The following is a 15,322-nucleotide window of genomic DNA, read 5'->3' as shown; positions in this document are numbered from 1 at the left end:
GCGCCTTGATGGATTGCCGCGCTTCGCTCGCAATGACGGGGTTGAAGGGCTCGCAATGACGGGGGAGAAAGGGCTCGCAATGACCACCCCCCGTCACGGCGAGGAGCTTGCGACGTGGCCGTCCAGTTTTGTCGCCGGATTGTGCAGCAGCGCTCGGGTCTAGGTGCCTTGATGGATTGCCGCGCTTCGCTCGCAATGACGGGGTTGAAGGCCTCGCAATGACGGGGGTACGCTGTCAATGACAAAGGGTGCTCGCGCGATACAGGGGAGCTCGCAATGACACCACTCCCCGTCACGGCGAGGAGCTTGCGACGTGGCCGTCCAGTTTTGTCGCCGGATTGTGCAGCAGCGCACGGGTCTAGGCGCCTTGATGGATTGCCGCGCTTCGCTCGCAATGACGGGGGTACGCTGTCAATGACAAAGGGTGCTCGCGCGGTACAGGGGGAGCCTCGCAATGACCACCCCCCGTCACGGCGAGGAGCTTGCGACGTGGCCGTCCAGTTTTGTCGCCGGATTGTGCAGCAACGCTCGGGTCTAGGCGCCTTGATGGATTGCCGCGCTTCGCTCGCAATGACGGGGTTGAAGGGCTCGCAATGACACTGGGTAGGCTGTCCGTGACAGAGGGGGTTCGCAATGACAGGGGCTGCGCTGTCAATGAAAAGGGGGCGTGCGCAAAGACCACTCAAGCGTATTCAGGCCAGCAAGCACACAAAGCGTGCAAGTCTCGTACCTCCAAATGCGTCCGCACATCGCCGTGGGTCCAGACATGGCCTTCGCGGTTGAGCCAAACCACCTGCATGCCAGCGGCCAAGGCCCCCACACCGTCGGCATGGGCGTCGTCGCCGATGTGCAGCACCTCATGCGGCTGCACGCCAGCGGCCTCGGCCCCGGCCGCAAAAATGCGCAAATCGGGCTTGGCCACGCCCAGCGACTGGGCGCTCACGCTGGCATGAAAGTGCTGGCCAATGCCCACGCGGTGCACGTCGGCATTGCCATTGGACAGGGCCACCACTGGGTAGCGCTGGCTCCAAAACGCCAGTGCGGGCAAGGCATCGTCAAACAAATCCACCCGCTGGCGTTCGGCAAAAAAGGCTTCAAAAGCAGGCTCGGCCAAGTGCACGGGATCGCCAGCTTGCTGCAACAGCGCGCGAATGGACTGCAGGCGCAAAAACGACAAATCATGGGCCCGGTCGGCATGGCGGGCGTTGATCTGGGCCCGCACCGCTTGTTTGAGTTCGGCGTTGGCCGAGAGTGCTGCGGTGCTGGGTGCATGCGTGGTCAACCATGCCGTCAACACGGCCTCGGCCCGTTGGATGGTGGGCCAGACGGGCCACAATGTGTCATCGAGATCGAGGGTAATGGCTTTGATTCGGGAAATGTCAATCATGGTGGTGGGAGAATACCGCATGGCATTTCAACTAGAACCCTCCTTTCAGCATGGTCAAGCAGCCCGCACGGCCGTTCTGTATTGCAACCTGGGCACGCCCAGCGCCCCCACCGCCCCCGCCCTGCGCAAGTACTTGGCCGAGTTTTTGGGCGACAGCCGTGTGGTCGAAATCCCCAAGCCCATCTGGTGGCTGATCTTGCACGGCATCATTTTGCGCGTGCGTCCCGCCAAATCGGCGGCCAAGTACGCCAGCATCTGGACCGAACAGGGCTCGCCCCTGAAAGCTTTCACCGAACAACAGGCCCAATCGCTGGGGGCCGCCTTGCAAGCGCGTGGCCACCACGTCAGCGTGCGTTACGCCATGCGCTACGGTCAGCCGTCCGTTGCCGCACAACTCAACGCGCTCAAGGCCGAAGGCGTGCAGCGTGTGTTGATCTTGCCCGCCTACCCTCAATACAGCGGCACCACCACCGCCAGCGTGTTCGACGCGGTTTACCGCTGGGGTCTGAAAACCCGGCTGATTCCCGAGCTGCGCTTTGTCAACCACTACCACGACGACCGGCGTTACATTGCCGCATTGGCGCAAACCGTGCGCGAACACTGGGCCGAGCATGGCCGATCCGAGCAGTTGGTGATGAGCTTTCACGGTGTGCCCGAACGCACCTTGCAACTGGGCGATCCTTACCACTGCGAGTGCCTGAAAACCGGCCGTTTGCTCGCTGAAGCCTTGGGCCTGAGCAAAGACCAGTACAAGCTGACATTTCAGTCACGCTTTGGCAAAGCCAAGTGGCTGGAGCCTTACACCGAACCCACCATGGTGGCCATGGCCGGTCAAGGCGTCAAATCCATCGATGTGATTTGTCCGGGTTTCACCAGCGATTGCCTGGAGACGCTGGAAGAAATTCAGCTCGAAGCCAAAGAAGCGTTTTTGCATGCGGGCGGTGAGAAGTTCAGCTACATCCCTTGCTTGAACAACCATGCCCAGTGGATCGAGGCCTTGGCTGACATCAGCCTAGACCACATGCAGACCTGGGACTTGTCAGCGCCCGACGAAGCGGCACTGGCCGCCAGCCGCACGCGCGCCCTCGCCCAAGGGTCGGCCAACTGAATCGCGATTTTTTTGGACGCTGACCTTTCCCGCTCTGGTTTGGAGGTTAGAATACCGTCCAGTCGGAGCGTAGCGCAGCCTGGTAGCGCATCTGCTTTGGGAGCAGAGGGTCGCGAGTTCGAATCCCGCCGCTCCGACCACCCTCAGTGCCCAGCAGCGCACACCATTGACCACCGAAAAAGGCCCTCAACGGGCCTTTCATATAAAGAAAAAGGCCCTCAACAGGTCTTTGTGCAACGAAAAAGGCCCTGAACGGGCCTTTGTGTAAAGAAAAAGGCCCTGAACGGGCCTTTTGTGTTTCATCTGCCCGTAGCTCAGTTGGATAGAGCAACAGCCTTCTAAGCTGTGGGTCACAGGTTCGATCCCTGTCGGGCAGACCATCTCGCTCAACACCAAGCTCAAGCCGCGACCCGGGGCCAACACAATGCGCGCCTCTGAAATGATTGGGACTCCATTCCAAATCCGCAAAATCGAACATGCACAAAAAATCGCTGCAAACCCGGTATTTGGAAATTTTGGAGGGTCACCATGCACAAGACCGCTTGGGTTATGGCGATGTGACCCCCCTGACTTGGGTGGGCAAACTCATCGCTGTCATGACGGCCTTCCTGGGCGTGTGCACCGTGGCCTTGCTCACCGGCATTGTGGCCAATGCCTTTGCCAACCAATTGGCCCGCCGACGCGCCATTTTTGAGGCCGAGTTGCGCCAGGCGCTTCAAAATGGTGAATTGCACGAGGACGAAATCGCCCGCCTTGAGCAAATGAAAAAAGCTTTCAAGCTGAGCGACAAGCAGGCCCAGAACACCATGGCCAATGTGGAAATGACAGGCCGAAACACCCCAGCCGATGCGCCCACCAAAACAGCCCCGTGAAGGGGCTGCTGCTGAAGCGGCGCACGCCCCTTAATTGGCGTAACGCATGGCCGGTTGGGTTTGACCCAGCAAGCTGGGTAAGCTTTTCCATGCCTCCGCAATGTCTTTGATCAGGCTTTGCACCTCGTCCAAAACTGCCAAGTCGTTGAAGGCGTTGACGTGGAACAGACGCCGCGTGACATAAGCGTAGAGTTCGTTGAGGTTTTGCGCCAACTCACCGCCGCGCTCAAAATCTAAGGCCCCTTGCAAACCCACCACAATCCGACCGGCACGCGACAAGGCCTTGGACTTTTCTTCGATGGCGTTGTTTTGGATGTGGCCTTTGGCGCACGCCAAGCTCTCGGTCAGTCCGTCGAACAGCATTTGGATCAGCTGAACATTGTCGGCTGTGGCCACGCCCGTGACCACTTGAACCAAACCGTAGCTTTGAGCCGCTCTTGAATATGCACGCATAGTAAAACCCTTTATCAACTGCTTGTGTAAAGAGTATCGGAAGGGTCTGCGCAAACTTGAGGCCCTGAGCGGCCATTTTTCAGGAAGCGGCGGGCGGCAAGCTGGGTGTTTGCGCTTCAGCCTGCGCGCTGGGTTGCGCCACTGCTTGGGGCCACAGCGTCATGGACAAGGCTTGAGTCTGGTTGATCAGTGCTTTGCTGTAGAGCAATTGCCCCGCCTCATCGAGCGCGCTGCGCACCGCATCCCACTGCTCTGGCGGCGATTGCGTGCTGTCAATGCCGCATTTGTAGAGGGTGTTGACCTGGGCAGAGGGCAGCCAAGACTCCACCGGGCCGCGCAAAGTGGCAATGAGTTTGGTGTTTTTGGGCTCGCCAGTCAAACCTCGCTGGCCGTCTTTGACGCCTTCTTGGAAGATGGCTTCGATGTGTTTTTGCAAAACCAGCTCATAACGCTCTCTGACTTCCACCAAAACAGACGGGTCCATGCCCTCGGGCACTCGGCCAGTCATCGCATCCCACAGTTTTTTGGAAGACAAACCCGCAAAAGGCCCCAAGGAGGGCGGCTCTTTTTGACCGTTCAGAGATTGCGCAACCAGACGGGTTTCTTTTTCGATGGCGTTGACCCGGTCGACCAAATAAATGATGAACACCAACACGATCAAAAGGCCAATGGCGATGAAAGCCAACACAAAAGGTTCCATACGGCTCATGTTTGATCGGTTTTAAAGGGTCTCAAGCCACTCCTGAGGTGCTTTGATTATCGGGTGATTGGGACAATTCGTCCCGCAAAAACTGTAAAACCTGAAAAGGTTCGCTCAAGCGCAGTTCGTACAGACAAATTTGATTGGCCAAGCCTTGCATGGTGTCAATGGCCTGCAAAGCGGGAATGTCGGCGCTTTGGTAGCGCCCTCCCAGCAGATGGGCCGCATGCGCGTACTCTTCTGGCAGATAAACATAAATCTCGTTTTCGCCAGATTTGATTTTTTGGAACACCGAGGGCTCGGGCGCTGGGGGTTTTTCTTTGCCATTGGCGATGGCCAAAGCCGCCAGTTCTTGCCAAGAGGCCATTTGCTCGGCACCTGTGACGAATGATTTGTCCAAGTGGGCTCGGCAAAGCAAACCCATTCGAATGCGCAGGCTTCGGGCTTCACGAGAGTCTGACTTGCTGGCGATCACTTTCTCAAAGAGCGCCTGCGCTTTTTTCATCTCATCGTCAGGGCTTTTGGGGGAAAATATGGAAAACATGATTGTGATAATTTTATCATTTCATCACCCCACCTGCAAATTTACCCGGAGTTTTTTGACCACTGTGGACAGGATTTGGCTCACCCTGGATTCGCTCACGCTCAGGACTTCGCCAATCTCTTTGAGGTTCAACTCCTCCACGTAATAAAGGTTCATCACCAGTTTTTCGCGCTCTGGCAAGTCGTCAATGGCTTGCACCACGGCGTCCATGAACTCGGCCTCTTCCACCATCACTTCGGGCTGCATCGACCGGTCACCCGGCATGCTCATGACTTCGTCGTTGACGACCTCCATTGAAAACGTCTCGAAACGCTTGGCTTGGCCGCGCTCACGCTGGAATTCGTCGATTTCTTTGCCCATGAACAGGGCCAGCTCGGCGTGCGTGGGGGTGCGCCCCAGCTCAGCCGCCAACACGTGCACCGCCTCGTTTTCACTTTTGTTGAATGCGACCGCAGAGCGGGGCAAAAACGACTGCCTGCGCACCTCGTCCAAAATTGCGCCCCGCACGCGGCTCAAGGCAAAGTGCTCAAACTCGAAGCCTTTGGTCGGGTCAAACGAGCGTGCCGCCTCAATCAAGCCCACCATTCCCACTTGGATCAACTCGTCCAGCTCCATGAATGGCGGAACGCGTACCTTCAAATGAATGGCCACACGCTTGACCATGGGCATGTGCGCGATGATCAAGGATTCGTGCCGGTTGTCCACCTGCTCGTAAAGGGAAACGGTGCTGGCCATGGCAATCAACCCTGAAATGGCGAACGGAGCATGCGCTGCGCAAAAAACTGCACCCGCCCCGAAGCGCCATCGATGGCAGGCAGGTGGTCAATGGCATCTGCCAAAGCGCGGAAGTCGCGGGCCGCCGCGCTGCCCGGGGCAAACTCCAGCACCGATTGGTACTTGCGCAGCGACTGCAAGACCAGTTCGTCGGCCTCAATGCCAGGCAAAGGCTTGAGCGAAATGCCTAAAAACCGGGTGCACACATCGTTCAAGCGGCGATGCAATTGCCGGCCCTCGTGCGCGCTGCCCACCATGTTGGGAATCAAATAAATTTCGTCCAAAGACTGCTCGGTGGCCATGACCTTGATCAGGCCGTAAGCATCGGCAATGGATGAGGGCTGGTCGCACACCACCACAAAGCGGCGTTGGCATGCGGCCATGAAGGACAGCACGGCCGGGGCGATGCCTGCAGCCACATCGACAATCAGGTAGTCCACAGGCTCTTGCAAAGCGTCAAACGCGTGGATCATGTGGGCAATTTGTTGGCTGTCCAGTGCCGCAATGTCGCGCAGACCCGAAGACCCCGGCACCAGGCGTATGCCTTGCTTGGTGGTCACCAACACCTCTTCCAGCGTTTTTTCGCCCGACAGCACATGGCTGATGTTGAAAGCTGCGTGTGCGCCCAAGGCGATTTGGGCATTCGCCATGCCCAGGTCGGCATCCAGCAGCATCACCTTGTGACCACGCAAGACCAAGGCCACCGCCATGTTGATGGACACGGTGGTTTTGCCCGCCCCACCCTTGCCACTGGCCACGCCAATGATTTGGGGAAATAAGGACTTATCCATGGGTGACTTTCAAAGCACCGGTGCGGTTGGCCGATTTTTTGCGCGTGGACGACAGCGGCAGCGCGCCCTGCATGGTGGGAATCAAAATATCGGGGTCGGCCTGCAAGGTGAAGGCGTACACCGAAGCCCCCATTGCGCCATCGACTTGCGGCGCTGCGCTGGGTGCAGCCGCCTGCTTCTTGGCGCGCGGGCGGCGCACAGGGGCGCTGGCCAACACGGCGGGGCAGGCATGGGGAGCGGCACTGGGCATCGAGGCTTCCGGCGTGAAAGGGGTTGGCTGCAGCGCGACAGCTGGCGATGTTGCGAATGCGACTGGGGCCATTGGGGCCAGTGGTGCCATTGGTGCCATTGGGGCCGATGTGGACAAGGGCGACAAAGCCAACTGAACCAAGCGATCCGCATCAAAACCGACCGGCGCTTGAACGATGCGGCTGTCGCCAGCCATGCAGGAGACTGGCAGGCTTTGCTCCGACAAACCTTTGATCAAGGCCCATGGGTAAGCGGCCTCGTCCACCTTGCTGAGCATCAACGATGCCCATGGCAGGGCCGAGTTTTGGAGTATTTTTTGCACGCTGGTCACTGTAGCATCAACAGGCAAGACCGCGTGGCGCAAGACCATGGGATGCTGGCTCAACAGCAGCTGCGCTTGGCCCGAAAAATCGGTGCCGCAGGTGTCGATCCAAACCGTTTTGCCGACCAGATCGTCCAGCAAGGTTCTCAGCATGTCCGAGTCGGTGGCGCGATAACAGGCCACACCCGATTGGGCTGCCAGCAATTGCATCTGTGCCCAGGCGCCTGGGCGCTGGTCGGCAAAACTCACCAGGGCCTGGTTTTGCGCGCCATGCGCCTGTGCTGCAGCCAGCGCCAAGCGGCCCACCATCAAACTTTTGCCAGCGCCCGAGGGGCCGCACAGCGCATGCACGCCCGACATGGGCATGGCCACCGCTGGACGGCTCAAGGCGTTGACCAGCAAACTGTGCATGACCGCCAAAGCTTGCGGCGCGTTGTCCAGCCCCTGAATGCTGTCGGTCAGCAAAGCGCGCAAACCCGCAGGCACGCCCGCCTCGCTCATGGCCACAGACAACTGCTGCACAGCGGGCGACAAACGCAAGCCCTCTTGCCAAGGCATCATTTGGCGCGACAGGCTGAACTCTTGGCGCAAGGCGGCCATTTCTTGACGCATCATGGTCACGATTTCCTGGTTGCGCTGTTGCTCGTGGTTCATCTGTTGGACCTGCTGGGCCTGCTGGGCCTGCTGGGCCTGCTGGGCCTGCTGGGCCTGCTGGGCCTGCTGGGCCTGCTGGGCCTGCTGGGCGACTGCACTGCTGTCCAAGGGCTTGAGCGCGCTCAGCGCTGGCTGAACACCGTGCGCCGACGCCGCCAAGTCAAGGGCTTGCACTGGTCGGGCTTCTGAGGGCAAGGGCGCAAAAGCACTGGCCGTTTGAAACAATTGAGAGAAGGGCACAAAGGCCGTTTCGTCCGCTGTTTCGTCCGCCGCTTCGGCGCGGGCCTCAACGGCCGCCACGGCTGTTTGTGCCACCGGCGCCGTGCCCTCGGGCTCAAAATCCACCGCCACAATCAGCTCGATCTGATTGTCAAGTCGCTGGCTAGAGATGACCAACACGTTGGCACCATAAAGCTGGATGGCCTTTTCATTGGCTGAGCGGCTGTCGCGGGCAAGTATGCGTTTGAGTTCCATGATCTATTGGGCCTTGGTCACTGAGGGGTGTTGCGGGGGTTGGCTTGGACGGTGTTGATCACCTTGACGGGCTGATCGTCCGGAATTTCGCTGTAAGAGAGCACCGTCAGGTCGCTCACGCGGTGGCGCACCGCCTTGGACATCCAAGGCCGAATCGCGGGCGAGACCACCAACACCGCAGCAAACCCCTCTTCTTCGGTGCTGCGGGCGCTTTCGCGCAGGGCGGCAAACAAGCCTTCGGCCAAGCCGGGCTCCAGCACCATGCCAGCCGAGCCGTTGTTTTGTTGCAGCACGTTGTGCAGCAATTGCTCAAGTTGGGGGTCCAGGGTCAAGACCGACAAAGTGTCGCGGTTGTCGAGCAAACCTTGCACAATCATGCGGCCCAATTTGGGGCGAACGAGCTGGGCCAATTGGTCCGGGTCTTGGGTACGGCCGCTGACCTCGGTCAAGGCCTCGACCACGGTGCGCATGTCGCGGATCGGCACCGATTCTTGCAACAAGTTTTGCAGCGTGCGGGTCACCACACCCAGTGACAGCTTGCCGGGCACCAACTCTTCCACCAGCTTGGGCGACTTGGCCGCCAATTTGTCGAGCAGCTTTTGGGCCTCATCGTGGCTCAGCAACTCATGGGCGCTGTCACGCAAAACCTTGTTCATGTGGGTGGCGATGGCCGTGCTCGGGTCGACCACGGTATAGCCCAATGCACGGGCCTGGTCGCGCCAAACGGGCTCGATCCACACCGCCTCCAAGCCAAAAGCGGGCTCTTTGGTGGGTTGACCTTCGACCTTGCCATACACCTTGCCTGGGTTGATGGCCAGCTCGCGGCCCACCTTGACTTCGCCCCGGCCGCGCACCACGCCGTTCAAAACAATGTGGTAGGCGTCCGGCTCCAAGCTCAGGGCATCGCGAATGCGCACCGGCTGCACCAAGAAACCCAATTCGGCCGAGAGTTTTTTGCGCACACCTTTGACGCGCGCCATCAACTGCCCGCCCGACTCTTGGTTGACCAAGGGAATCAGGCCGTAACCAATTTCCAAACCGATCAAATCCACCTGCTCCACATCGTCCCAATCCAGTTCTTTGGGCCCTTCGTTGGCAGGCGCAGCTGGCGCTGCGGCCTTTTGCTCCAGCATCATTTCTTTGCGCAAGACCATGAACGCCAAGCCAGCGGTCGCCGCGGCCAAGGTCAAAAACACCATGTGCGGCATGCCGGGCACCAAGCCCAAAATGGTCAAAATACCGGCCGTGATGAACAAGGCCGGCACATTTGCCAGTTGGCTGGTGGCCTGCTCGGTCATCGACTCCGAAGTGGTCACGCGGGTCACGATGATGGCCGTGGCCAAGGACAAGAACAAAGCCGGAATCTGCGCCACCAGCCCATCGCCAATGGTCAACAACACATAAATGCGGCTTGCATCACCCGCAGACAAGTTGTGCTGGCTCATGCCGATGGCCAAACCGCCCACAATGTTCAACAACAAAATCAGCAAACCGGCCAAGGCGTCACCGCTGACAAACTTGGAGGCACCGTCCATGGAGCCAAAAAAGTCGGATTCTTGTGACAGCTCTTCACGCCGTTTTTTGGCGGTTTCTTGGTCGATCACACCAGCGTTCAGGTCCGCATCGATCGACATCTGTTTGCCGGGCATGGCATCCAAAGTGAAGCGGGCATTGACCTCAGAGACGCGTCCAGCACCCTTGGTCACCACAAAAAAGTTGACAATCATCAAAATCACGAAAATGATGAAACCTACCAGGTAGTTTCCGGCGATCACGAACTCACCAAAAGCAGCGATCACTTGGCCTGCTGCTTCTGGGCCTTCATGGCCATTGACCAGAATCACCCGGGTGGAGGCCACATTCAGGGCCAAACGCAACATGGTGGCAAACAGCAAAATCGATGGAAACGATGAAAACTCCAATGGTTTGCGTGTCCCAATCGCCACCATGATGATCACCAGACCAATCACGATGTTGAAAGTGAACAAAATGTCCAGCAAAAGCGGTGGCAAAGGCACCACCAACATGGCCATGATGACCAGCACCAGGGCGGGAACGCCCAAGCCTGCCAAGTCGTAGCGCGACAAGCTCTGTCGGATCGTTGACAGGGTCAAAGTGTTCATGGTCAAGGTCAGGGCCTAAAAGGAGTCAGTTTGTTTTTTGTGCAGCTATCTCATTCCCATTAAGCAAAGCACGTGCCAAGTCCATCGACACCCCAGCCGCAGCGCCAGGCGTTAAAGCCTTTGGCAAGCGCTCAAGTTGGTGCGCAAATTGCTCAACACTTGGCACCCCCTGAAAAACGGCAAGCTTTGACCGCACCGCTTTTCAAACGGGTGCCCGATCTAACCACGTTGAAAATGGCAAACCATGACAATGACTCTCAGCGACGCCCTCGGCACTGCGGCCAGCAGCGCCCATGCAGGCAATTTGGAACCCCACTCAGAGGGCATGGCTTCGCCCGAAAGCGCCAGCTTTGGCCAACTCATGAGCGACATGCTGCAACTGCAGACTGAAAAATCAAGCACCGACTTGACACTGACCGCGCCCAGCCCAGGCCTGACCGATGGGCAAGAGTTGGCCGACACATGGGCCATGGGCGCTGAAACCGCCGTGCCCGGGCCCGCCTGGCCCCTGCAAGAAATGACACTTGGCCCCCACCTGAACGTGATCACCCCAGCCAGGGCCGCGCCAGACTCACAAAGCCTGGAGGCGTTTGCGCGCGCGCAAGGACTCGACGACAAAGCGGTCCATTGGCTGTTTGGCAAATTGACCACGACAACGCCCACACCGACGCCCACACCGACGACCACCCCCATGGCCACCCCCATGGCCGTTGTTGCGGACAGCCCTGCAGCCTTGGCCACGGCTTTGAACACAGCCAACGCCACCGGCCAGCCACCGGCTGGGGTCACTGCACCGCTGGGCTTGACTGCGGGCGTCTTTTTGCCCCCTCTTGGCCAGTCGGCCGCAGGCCAGTCGGCCACGGCAGAGAGCGCCAACACAGCCCCAACGGCAGCGCTGCAAGTTGCTGCACAGGCCTTGGCGGCCTTGGGGGCCATGGCGGACGGTGTCAGTTCTGATAAAAAACCCAACCCCAACCCCAGCCCCAGCACAACAGACAGCACAGAAGACGGCTTGCCCGTGCAGCTGCTGCGCATGCCTCCACCGGCCGCCGTCTGGATGCAGCGCAGCCTGATGGCTGGCGTTTTGCAAGAGACCGCCACGACACCCAAGGGCCCCGACATCAGCGAAAGCGAACTGGATCTGGGTGAAGCATGCAGCCCCGAGCTGCTCAGCCGCTTGTTGGACAAAAGCAGCGACAGCGCCCAAGCCACCCAGACCACAGGCACGCAAGGCGCGGCCTATGCCAACTTTGCCGCGCGCTGGGATGCCCAAGCTGCTGCCCGCTCAGAACCGGCAGGCGCAGCCACACCAACAGAGCTTTCCAGCGCCACCGCGCGCAGTGAAAACATCCAAAACCTGGCCGACAAAATGGGCCAAGCGGTCGGCCAGCGCATTTTGTCTGAAATGGAAAAGGGCCAGTGGCACCTCAAACTCCAACTCAGACCCGCCACGCTGGGGCACATTGAGGTCGAGATGCGCATGCGCAGCGGCGAGTTTGATGCCGTGTTCACCGCGCCCAACGCCATCACCCGCGACCTGTTGCAAGACGGCATGGGCAAACTCAAAGAGACCCTGGCACAAATGGGCATGGATGTTGCTTCCATCCATGTAGGCAACGGACAAACTGGTCAAAGTGGCGGAGATCCGACACCCAGATCGCCCCAACAAGCGCCTGCCGCCAACGGCACAAATGGCCAAGAAACCGCCGCCACAGCGAACACCCGAGCACCCCATGTCAAGACACCCCAAGAGGGCCTGGACGTGATGGTCTAACAGCAAGCAAATGAGGACACACCATGGCTGAAGAAGACACCGAAGTTGAAGGCAAAAAGAAATCGCCCATCGTCAAGATCGTTTTGATCGCGGTGGTCGCCCTGTTGCTTTTGGTGGGCACCGTGTTTGGCACGCTGTTTGTCACCGGCTTTTTCGACAAAAAGGACGAGGCTGCCGCCGAAGCCCAACTCAAAGCGCTCGAAGAGCAAGCCGCTGCAGCCAACGACCCTGCCAAAAACGCGGGGCCCACCAAAGTGACCAAAGACACCCCAGAGTTGACCCGTTTTGAAAACCATTACTTGGAAATCGAAAAGGACATGTTGGCCAACTTGACCAACTCGCGCAAAGTGATACAGGTGCAACTGGCCATCATGACCCACTACGACGAGCGGGTTTTCAAAAACGTCAAAAAGCATGAATTCGCGCTGCGCTCTGCGGCCCTGGACGTCATGCGCCAGACCACCGAGGCCGAGCTCGGAGAATCTGACTTCCGCAAAAAATTGGCCGAAAAAATACGCTCTGAAATGAATGCGGTGCTGGAAAAGTTCGAGGACTTTGGCGGTATCGAAGAAGTTTATTTCACCAGTTTTGTGGTGCAGTGAGCCCCTCTTGAGCCCCACCCGAGTCCCAACCTGAGCCCCTTTCACCATGGCTGAAACCCAATCCCTGTTGTCCCAAGAAGAACTGGCCGCTTTGTCCGCCGGGTTTGGCGACGGCAGTCTGGACATGCAATCTGGCTACAACGTGGATGTGCAGGTGCGCAAACACGATCTGGCCGCCGAGGACAGCAGCCTGGGCGTCAACGTGGCGTCGCTGGACATGATCAACGAGCGCTTCATCCGCTTGTTCCGCCTTGGCATGCTCGAAGTGCTGCGCACCAGCCCACGCATGAACCCGACACGGACCCAAATCGTGCGCTTTGGCGACTACCTCAACGAACTGAAAGCCCCGCTGTCGGTCAACATCGTGCGCATGAGCCCCCTGCGCGGCTATGCCATGGTGGTGATCGAACCCACCGTGGTGTTCAGCTCGCTGGACAGCTTTTTTGGTGGCTTTGGCCGTGGCGTGGGCCAGTTGCCGCCCGGCCGACTCTTTACCCCCACTGAAACGCGCATCATCAAAATCATTTTGCAGGTGTTTTTCAGGTCATTCAAAGAGGCTTGGTCACCACTGACCCCCGTCGACTTTGAGCACATCAGCTCTGAGATCAACCCCCAGTTTGCCCAGATCGTGGACGAAAACGACCTGGTCATCCTCAGCCGATTTGAATCTGAGGCCACCTCCCAAGGCTCTGGATTTGTGGACATGGTCATCCCCTATGTGGCCCTCAAACCGGTGCGTGACTTGTTGCGCAGCCGTGTGCAATCGGGGGACGGCAACGAAGACTCCGACAAAGTGTGGCGCGCGCATTTGGCCGACGCTGTGCACGACGCGGAACTTGAAATCCAAGTCTTGCTGGGCAAACTCAGCATCTCTTTGCAGCAGCTCCAAAGCATGCAGCCCGGCGACGTGTTGCCCTTCAAAAAAGGCGATTTCGCACGCGCCGTGATTCAAGACATGCCGGTCTACGAAGTCGAGGTCGGTGCCATGGGCAGCCAAGTGGCGGTCAAGGTGGTTCACCCCATCAGCCCCAACACACCGAGCTGACACGCCCAAGCATTTGCCCACCCGATGCGATCAACCGTACCCCCATCAAAGGAACGCCCATGAGCGAACTCAACGCCAACGCCGATGCCCAGACCGAAGGGTCTGACAAAGGCCAAATTCACACCGATGTGCTGCAAAACATCCCGGTCACCCTGTCCATTGAGGTGGGCCGTGCGCAGATCAAAATCCGCGACCTGATGCGCCTGACACAGGGCAGCGTGGTCGAGCTCGACCGCATCGCGGGCGAACCCCTCGATCTGCTGGTCAACAACACCGTCGTGGCCCAAGGCGAAGTGGTGCTGGTGAACGACCGCTATGGCATCCGTTTGACTCGCGTGGTGCCCGCCTCCGAACGGCTGGACAACCTCTGACCCCCCAACGGACAGCCTTTCATGAACACCGGTTTGAGCTTTTTTGATGCACTGCAATACCTGCTCAGCTTTGCGCTGGTCATCGGTTTGTTGCTGGCCACCTTGTGGGGCCTGCGCAAAATGCAAAACGCCGGGCCGTTCATGCGCAAAAGCACCCAACGCCTGCAGCACATCGAGAGTCTGTCCATCGGGCCCAGACAAAAAGTCGTGCTCATCCAAATGGACGGGCAAGACGTGCTGATTGGTGTGACCGCACACCAAATGACCGCCCTGACCGCTTGGCCCAGCCCAGTGGTCCCGTTGGCCGAAACCCACAAAGACACCACACCATGAAGCGCCACCTCAGCCTTGGGCTGATCTTGATCTTGCTCTTGAGCTTGCTGCCCTTGTTGGCCCAGGCGCAGGCCAGCATGCCCGCCATCACCGTCACCAACACCGCACGGGGCAGCCAATACAGCCTGACCTTGCAGCTGCTGGCACTCATGACCACGCTGTCGGTGCTGCCCTCTTTGCTGCTCATGATGACGGCCTTTGTGCGCATCGTGATCGTCATGTCGCTGCTGCGCCAAGCGCTGGGCACGGGGCAGACCCCGCCCAACATGGTCATCGTTGGTTTGGCGCTGTTCCTGACGCTGTTTGTCATGACCCCGGTGCTCACCGAGGTCTACCAAACCGCGCTTTTGCCCTACATGAACCAAGGCATGAGTTTTGACAATGCGCTGGCCGCTGCCGAAAAACCCATACGCGCCTTCATGCTCTTGCAAACCCGCGAAGACGACATCGCCATGTTCATGGAAATCGCGCGCAACACCAACTTCACCAGCCCGCAAGATGTGCCCTTCACCACACTGGTGCCGGCCTTCTTGACCTCTGAGCTCAAAAGCGCCTTCACCATCGGCTTTTTGATCTACATCCCGTTTGTCGTGATTGACCTGATTGTGGCCAGCGTGCTGATGTCCATGGGCATGATGATGCTCTCGCCCATGATGATTTCGATGCCCTTCAAACTCATGTTGTTCGTGCTGGTTGACGGCTGGAGCCTGATCATGGGCTCACTGGCTGGCAGCTTTGCCATGCCC

At 58.9% G+C, this 15,322-nt stretch carries 16 protein-coding genes and 2 tRNA genes; 10 read left to right on the top strand and 8 right to left on the bottom strand.

What is annotated here, in order from left to right:
- Positions 1-682: 682 nt before the first annotated feature.
- The gene (locus ACIQ39_RS13850) at positions 683-1,387 is read right to left on the bottom strand and encodes an HAD family hydrolase (RefSeq protein WP_396435189.1); all 705 of its coding nucleotides are present in this window, start codon (positions 1,385-1,387) and stop codon (positions 683-685) included.
- Positions 1,388-1,406: 19 nt separating this feature from the next.
- Here ACIQ39_RS13850 and hemH point away from each other — a divergent pair, with 19 nt between their 5' ends.
- The 4 genes from hemH (at position 1,407) to ACIQ39_RS13830 (ending at position 3,367) form a co-directional block, all read left to right on the top strand.
- The gene (gene hemH / locus ACIQ39_RS13845) at positions 1,407-2,495 is read left to right on the top strand and encodes a ferrochelatase (RefSeq protein WP_396435188.1); all 1,089 of its coding nucleotides are present in this window, start codon (positions 1,407-1,409) and stop codon (positions 2,493-2,495) included.
- Between the two features lie 63 nt (positions 2,496-2,558).
- Positions 2,559-2,635 (top strand) — tRNA-Pro (locus ACIQ39_RS13840).
- Between the two features lie 163 nt (positions 2,636-2,798).
- Positions 2,799-2,875 (top strand) — tRNA-Arg (locus ACIQ39_RS13835).
- Between the two features lie 96 nt (positions 2,876-2,971).
- A complete protein-coding gene (locus ACIQ39_RS13830) occupies positions 2,972-3,367 on the top strand; it encodes a potassium channel family protein (RefSeq protein ID WP_396435187.1) in 396 nt (131 codons plus the stop codon).
- A 30-nt stretch (positions 3,368-3,397) separates the two neighbouring features.
- Here ACIQ39_RS13830 and fliS read toward each other — a convergent pair whose 3' ends face one another.
- The 7 genes from fliS to flhA all read right to left on the bottom strand — a co-directional run bounded on the left by fliS (position 3,398) and on the right by flhA (position 10,451).
- The gene (fliS, locus tag ACIQ39_RS13825; RefSeq protein WP_396435186.1) at positions 3,398-3,820 is read right to left on the bottom strand and encodes a flagellar export chaperone FliS; all 423 of its coding nucleotides are present in this window, start codon (positions 3,818-3,820) and stop codon (positions 3,398-3,400) included.
- A gap of 79 nt (positions 3,821-3,899) precedes the next feature.
- On the bottom strand, positions 3,900-4,529 hold the full coding sequence (locus ACIQ39_RS13820; RefSeq protein ID WP_396435185.1) for a hypothetical protein: 630 nt from the start codon (positions 4,527-4,529) through the stop codon (positions 3,900-3,902).
- A 22-nt stretch (positions 4,530-4,551) separates the two neighbouring features.
- Entirely contained in the window at positions 4,552-5,064 is a 513-nt protein-coding gene (locus ACIQ39_RS13815) for a hypothetical protein (RefSeq protein WP_396435184.1), read from the bottom strand.
- A gap of 24 nt (positions 5,065-5,088) precedes the next feature.
- On the bottom strand, positions 5,089-5,799 hold the full coding sequence (gene fliA / locus ACIQ39_RS13810) for an RNA polymerase sigma factor FliA (protein WP_396435183.1): 711 nt from the start codon (positions 5,797-5,799) through the stop codon (positions 5,089-5,091).
- 5 nt (positions 5,800-5,804) lie between these two features.
- Entirely contained in the window at positions 5,805-6,629 is an 825-nt protein-coding gene (locus ACIQ39_RS13805) for a MinD/ParA family protein (protein WP_396435182.1), read from the bottom strand.
- Positions 6,622-8,328, bottom strand: coding sequence for a hypothetical protein (locus ACIQ39_RS13800; protein ID WP_396435181.1), 1,707 nt, complete (start codon positions 8,326-8,328; stop codon positions 6,622-6,624). The genes ACIQ39_RS13805 and ACIQ39_RS13800 overlap by 8 nt, the downstream gene beginning before the upstream one ends.
- Positions 8,329-8,345: 17 nt before the next feature.
- A complete protein-coding gene (gene flhA / locus ACIQ39_RS13795; RefSeq protein ID WP_396435180.1) occupies positions 8,346-10,451 on the bottom strand; it encodes a flagellar biosynthesis protein FlhA in 2,106 nt (701 codons plus the stop codon).
- Positions 10,452-10,695: 244 nt separating this feature from the next.
- On the opposite strand from flhA, the gene ACIQ39_RS13790 reads away from it, so the two are divergent.
- The 6 genes from ACIQ39_RS13790 to fliP all read left to right on the top strand — a co-directional run.
- A complete protein-coding gene (locus ACIQ39_RS13790; RefSeq protein ID WP_396435179.1) occupies positions 10,696-12,225 on the top strand; it encodes a flagellar hook-length control protein FliK in 1,530 nt (509 codons plus the stop codon).
- A 23-nt stretch (positions 12,226-12,248) separates the two neighbouring features.
- A complete protein-coding gene (fliL, locus tag ACIQ39_RS13785) occupies positions 12,249-12,827 on the top strand; it encodes a flagellar basal body-associated protein FliL (protein WP_396435178.1) in 579 nt (192 codons plus the stop codon).
- A gap of 46 nt (positions 12,828-12,873) precedes the next feature.
- On the top strand, positions 12,874-13,872 hold the full coding sequence (fliM, locus tag ACIQ39_RS13780; RefSeq protein ID WP_396435177.1) for a flagellar motor switch protein FliM: 999 nt from the start codon (positions 12,874-12,876) through the stop codon (positions 13,870-13,872).
- A gap of 59 nt (positions 13,873-13,931) precedes the next feature.
- Positions 13,932-14,243 (top strand): flagellar motor switch protein FliN, encoded by a 312-nt coding sequence (fliN, locus tag ACIQ39_RS13775; protein ID WP_396435176.1) that lies wholly within the window; start codon positions 13,932-13,934, stop codon positions 14,241-14,243.
- Between the two features lie 21 nt (positions 14,244-14,264).
- Positions 14,265-14,576 carry a flagellar biosynthetic protein FliO gene (fliO, locus tag ACIQ39_RS13770; protein ID WP_396435175.1) on the top strand — a complete coding sequence of 104 codons (312 nt, stop codon included), beginning with the start codon at positions 14,265-14,267 and terminating at the stop codon, positions 14,574-14,576.
- Positions 14,573-15,322: flagellar type III secretion system pore protein FliP (fliP, locus tag ACIQ39_RS13765; protein ID WP_396435174.1), on the top strand; the 750-nt coding region annotated here is incomplete at its 3' end. The genes fliO and fliP, both read left to right, overlap by 4 nt.

This window comes from Limnohabitans sp., assembly GCF_044361645.1.
Classification (GTDB): Bacteria; Pseudomonadota; Gammaproteobacteria; order Burkholderiales; family Burkholderiaceae_C; genus Limnohabitans_A.
The sequence above is the reverse complement of the archived record's forward strand: the minus strand, read 5'-3'. Positions and strand labels throughout refer to the sequence as shown.

Bases quoted from the DNA above. Each gene is read 5' to 3' on its own strand.
- fliS (WP_396435186.1), bottom strand. From the start codon at position 3,820: ATGCGTGCATATTCAAGAGCGGCTCAAAGCTACGGTTTGGTTCAAGTG.
- fliA (WP_396435183.1), bottom strand. From the start codon at position 5,799: ATGGCCAGCACCGTTTCCCTTTACGAGCAGGTGGACAACCGGCACGAA.
- flhA (WP_396435180.1), bottom strand. From the start codon at position 10,451: ATGAACACTTTGACCCTGTCAACGATCCGACAGAGCTTGTCGCGCTAC.
- fliL (WP_396435178.1), top strand. From the start codon at position 12,249: ATGGCTGAAGAAGACACCGAAGTTGAAGGCAAAAAGAAATCGCCCATC.
- fliM (WP_396435177.1), top strand. From the start codon at position 12,874: ATGGCTGAAACCCAATCCCTGTTGTCCCAAGAAGAACTGGCCGCTTTG.
- ACIQ39_RS13800 (WP_396435181.1), bottom strand. From the start codon at position 8,328: ATGGAACTCAAACGCATACTTGCCCGCGACAGCCGCTCAGCCAATGAA.
- fliN (WP_396435176.1), top strand. From the start codon at position 13,932: ATGAGCGAACTCAACGCCAACGCCGATGCCCAGACCGAAGGGTCTGAC.
- ACIQ39_RS13805 (WP_396435182.1), bottom strand. From the start codon at position 6,629: ATGGATAAGTCCTTATTTCCCCAAATCATTGGCGTGGCCAGTGGCAAG.
- fliO (WP_396435175.1), top strand. From the start codon at position 14,265: ATGAACACCGGTTTGAGCTTTTTTGATGCACTGCAATACCTGCTCAGC.
- ACIQ39_RS13830 (WP_396435187.1), top strand. From the start codon at position 2,972: ATGCACAAAAAATCGCTGCAAACCCGGTATTTGGAAATTTTGGAGGGT.
- ACIQ39_RS13815 (WP_396435184.1), bottom strand. From the start codon at position 5,064: ATGTTTTCCATATTTTCCCCCAAAAGCCCTGACGATGAGATGAAAAAA.
- hemH (WP_396435188.1), top strand. From the start codon at position 1,407: ATGGCATTTCAACTAGAACCCTCCTTTCAGCATGGTCAAGCAGCCCGC.
- ACIQ39_RS13850 (WP_396435189.1), bottom strand. From the start codon at position 1,387: ATGATTGACATTTCCCGAATCAAAGCCATTACCCTCGATCTCGATGAC.
- ACIQ39_RS13820 (WP_396435185.1), bottom strand. From the start codon at position 4,529: ATGAGCCGTATGGAACCTTTTGTGTTGGCTTTCATCGCCATTGGCCTT.
- ACIQ39_RS13790 (WP_396435179.1), top strand. From the start codon at position 10,696: ATGACAATGACTCTCAGCGACGCCCTCGGCACTGCGGCCAGCAGCGCC.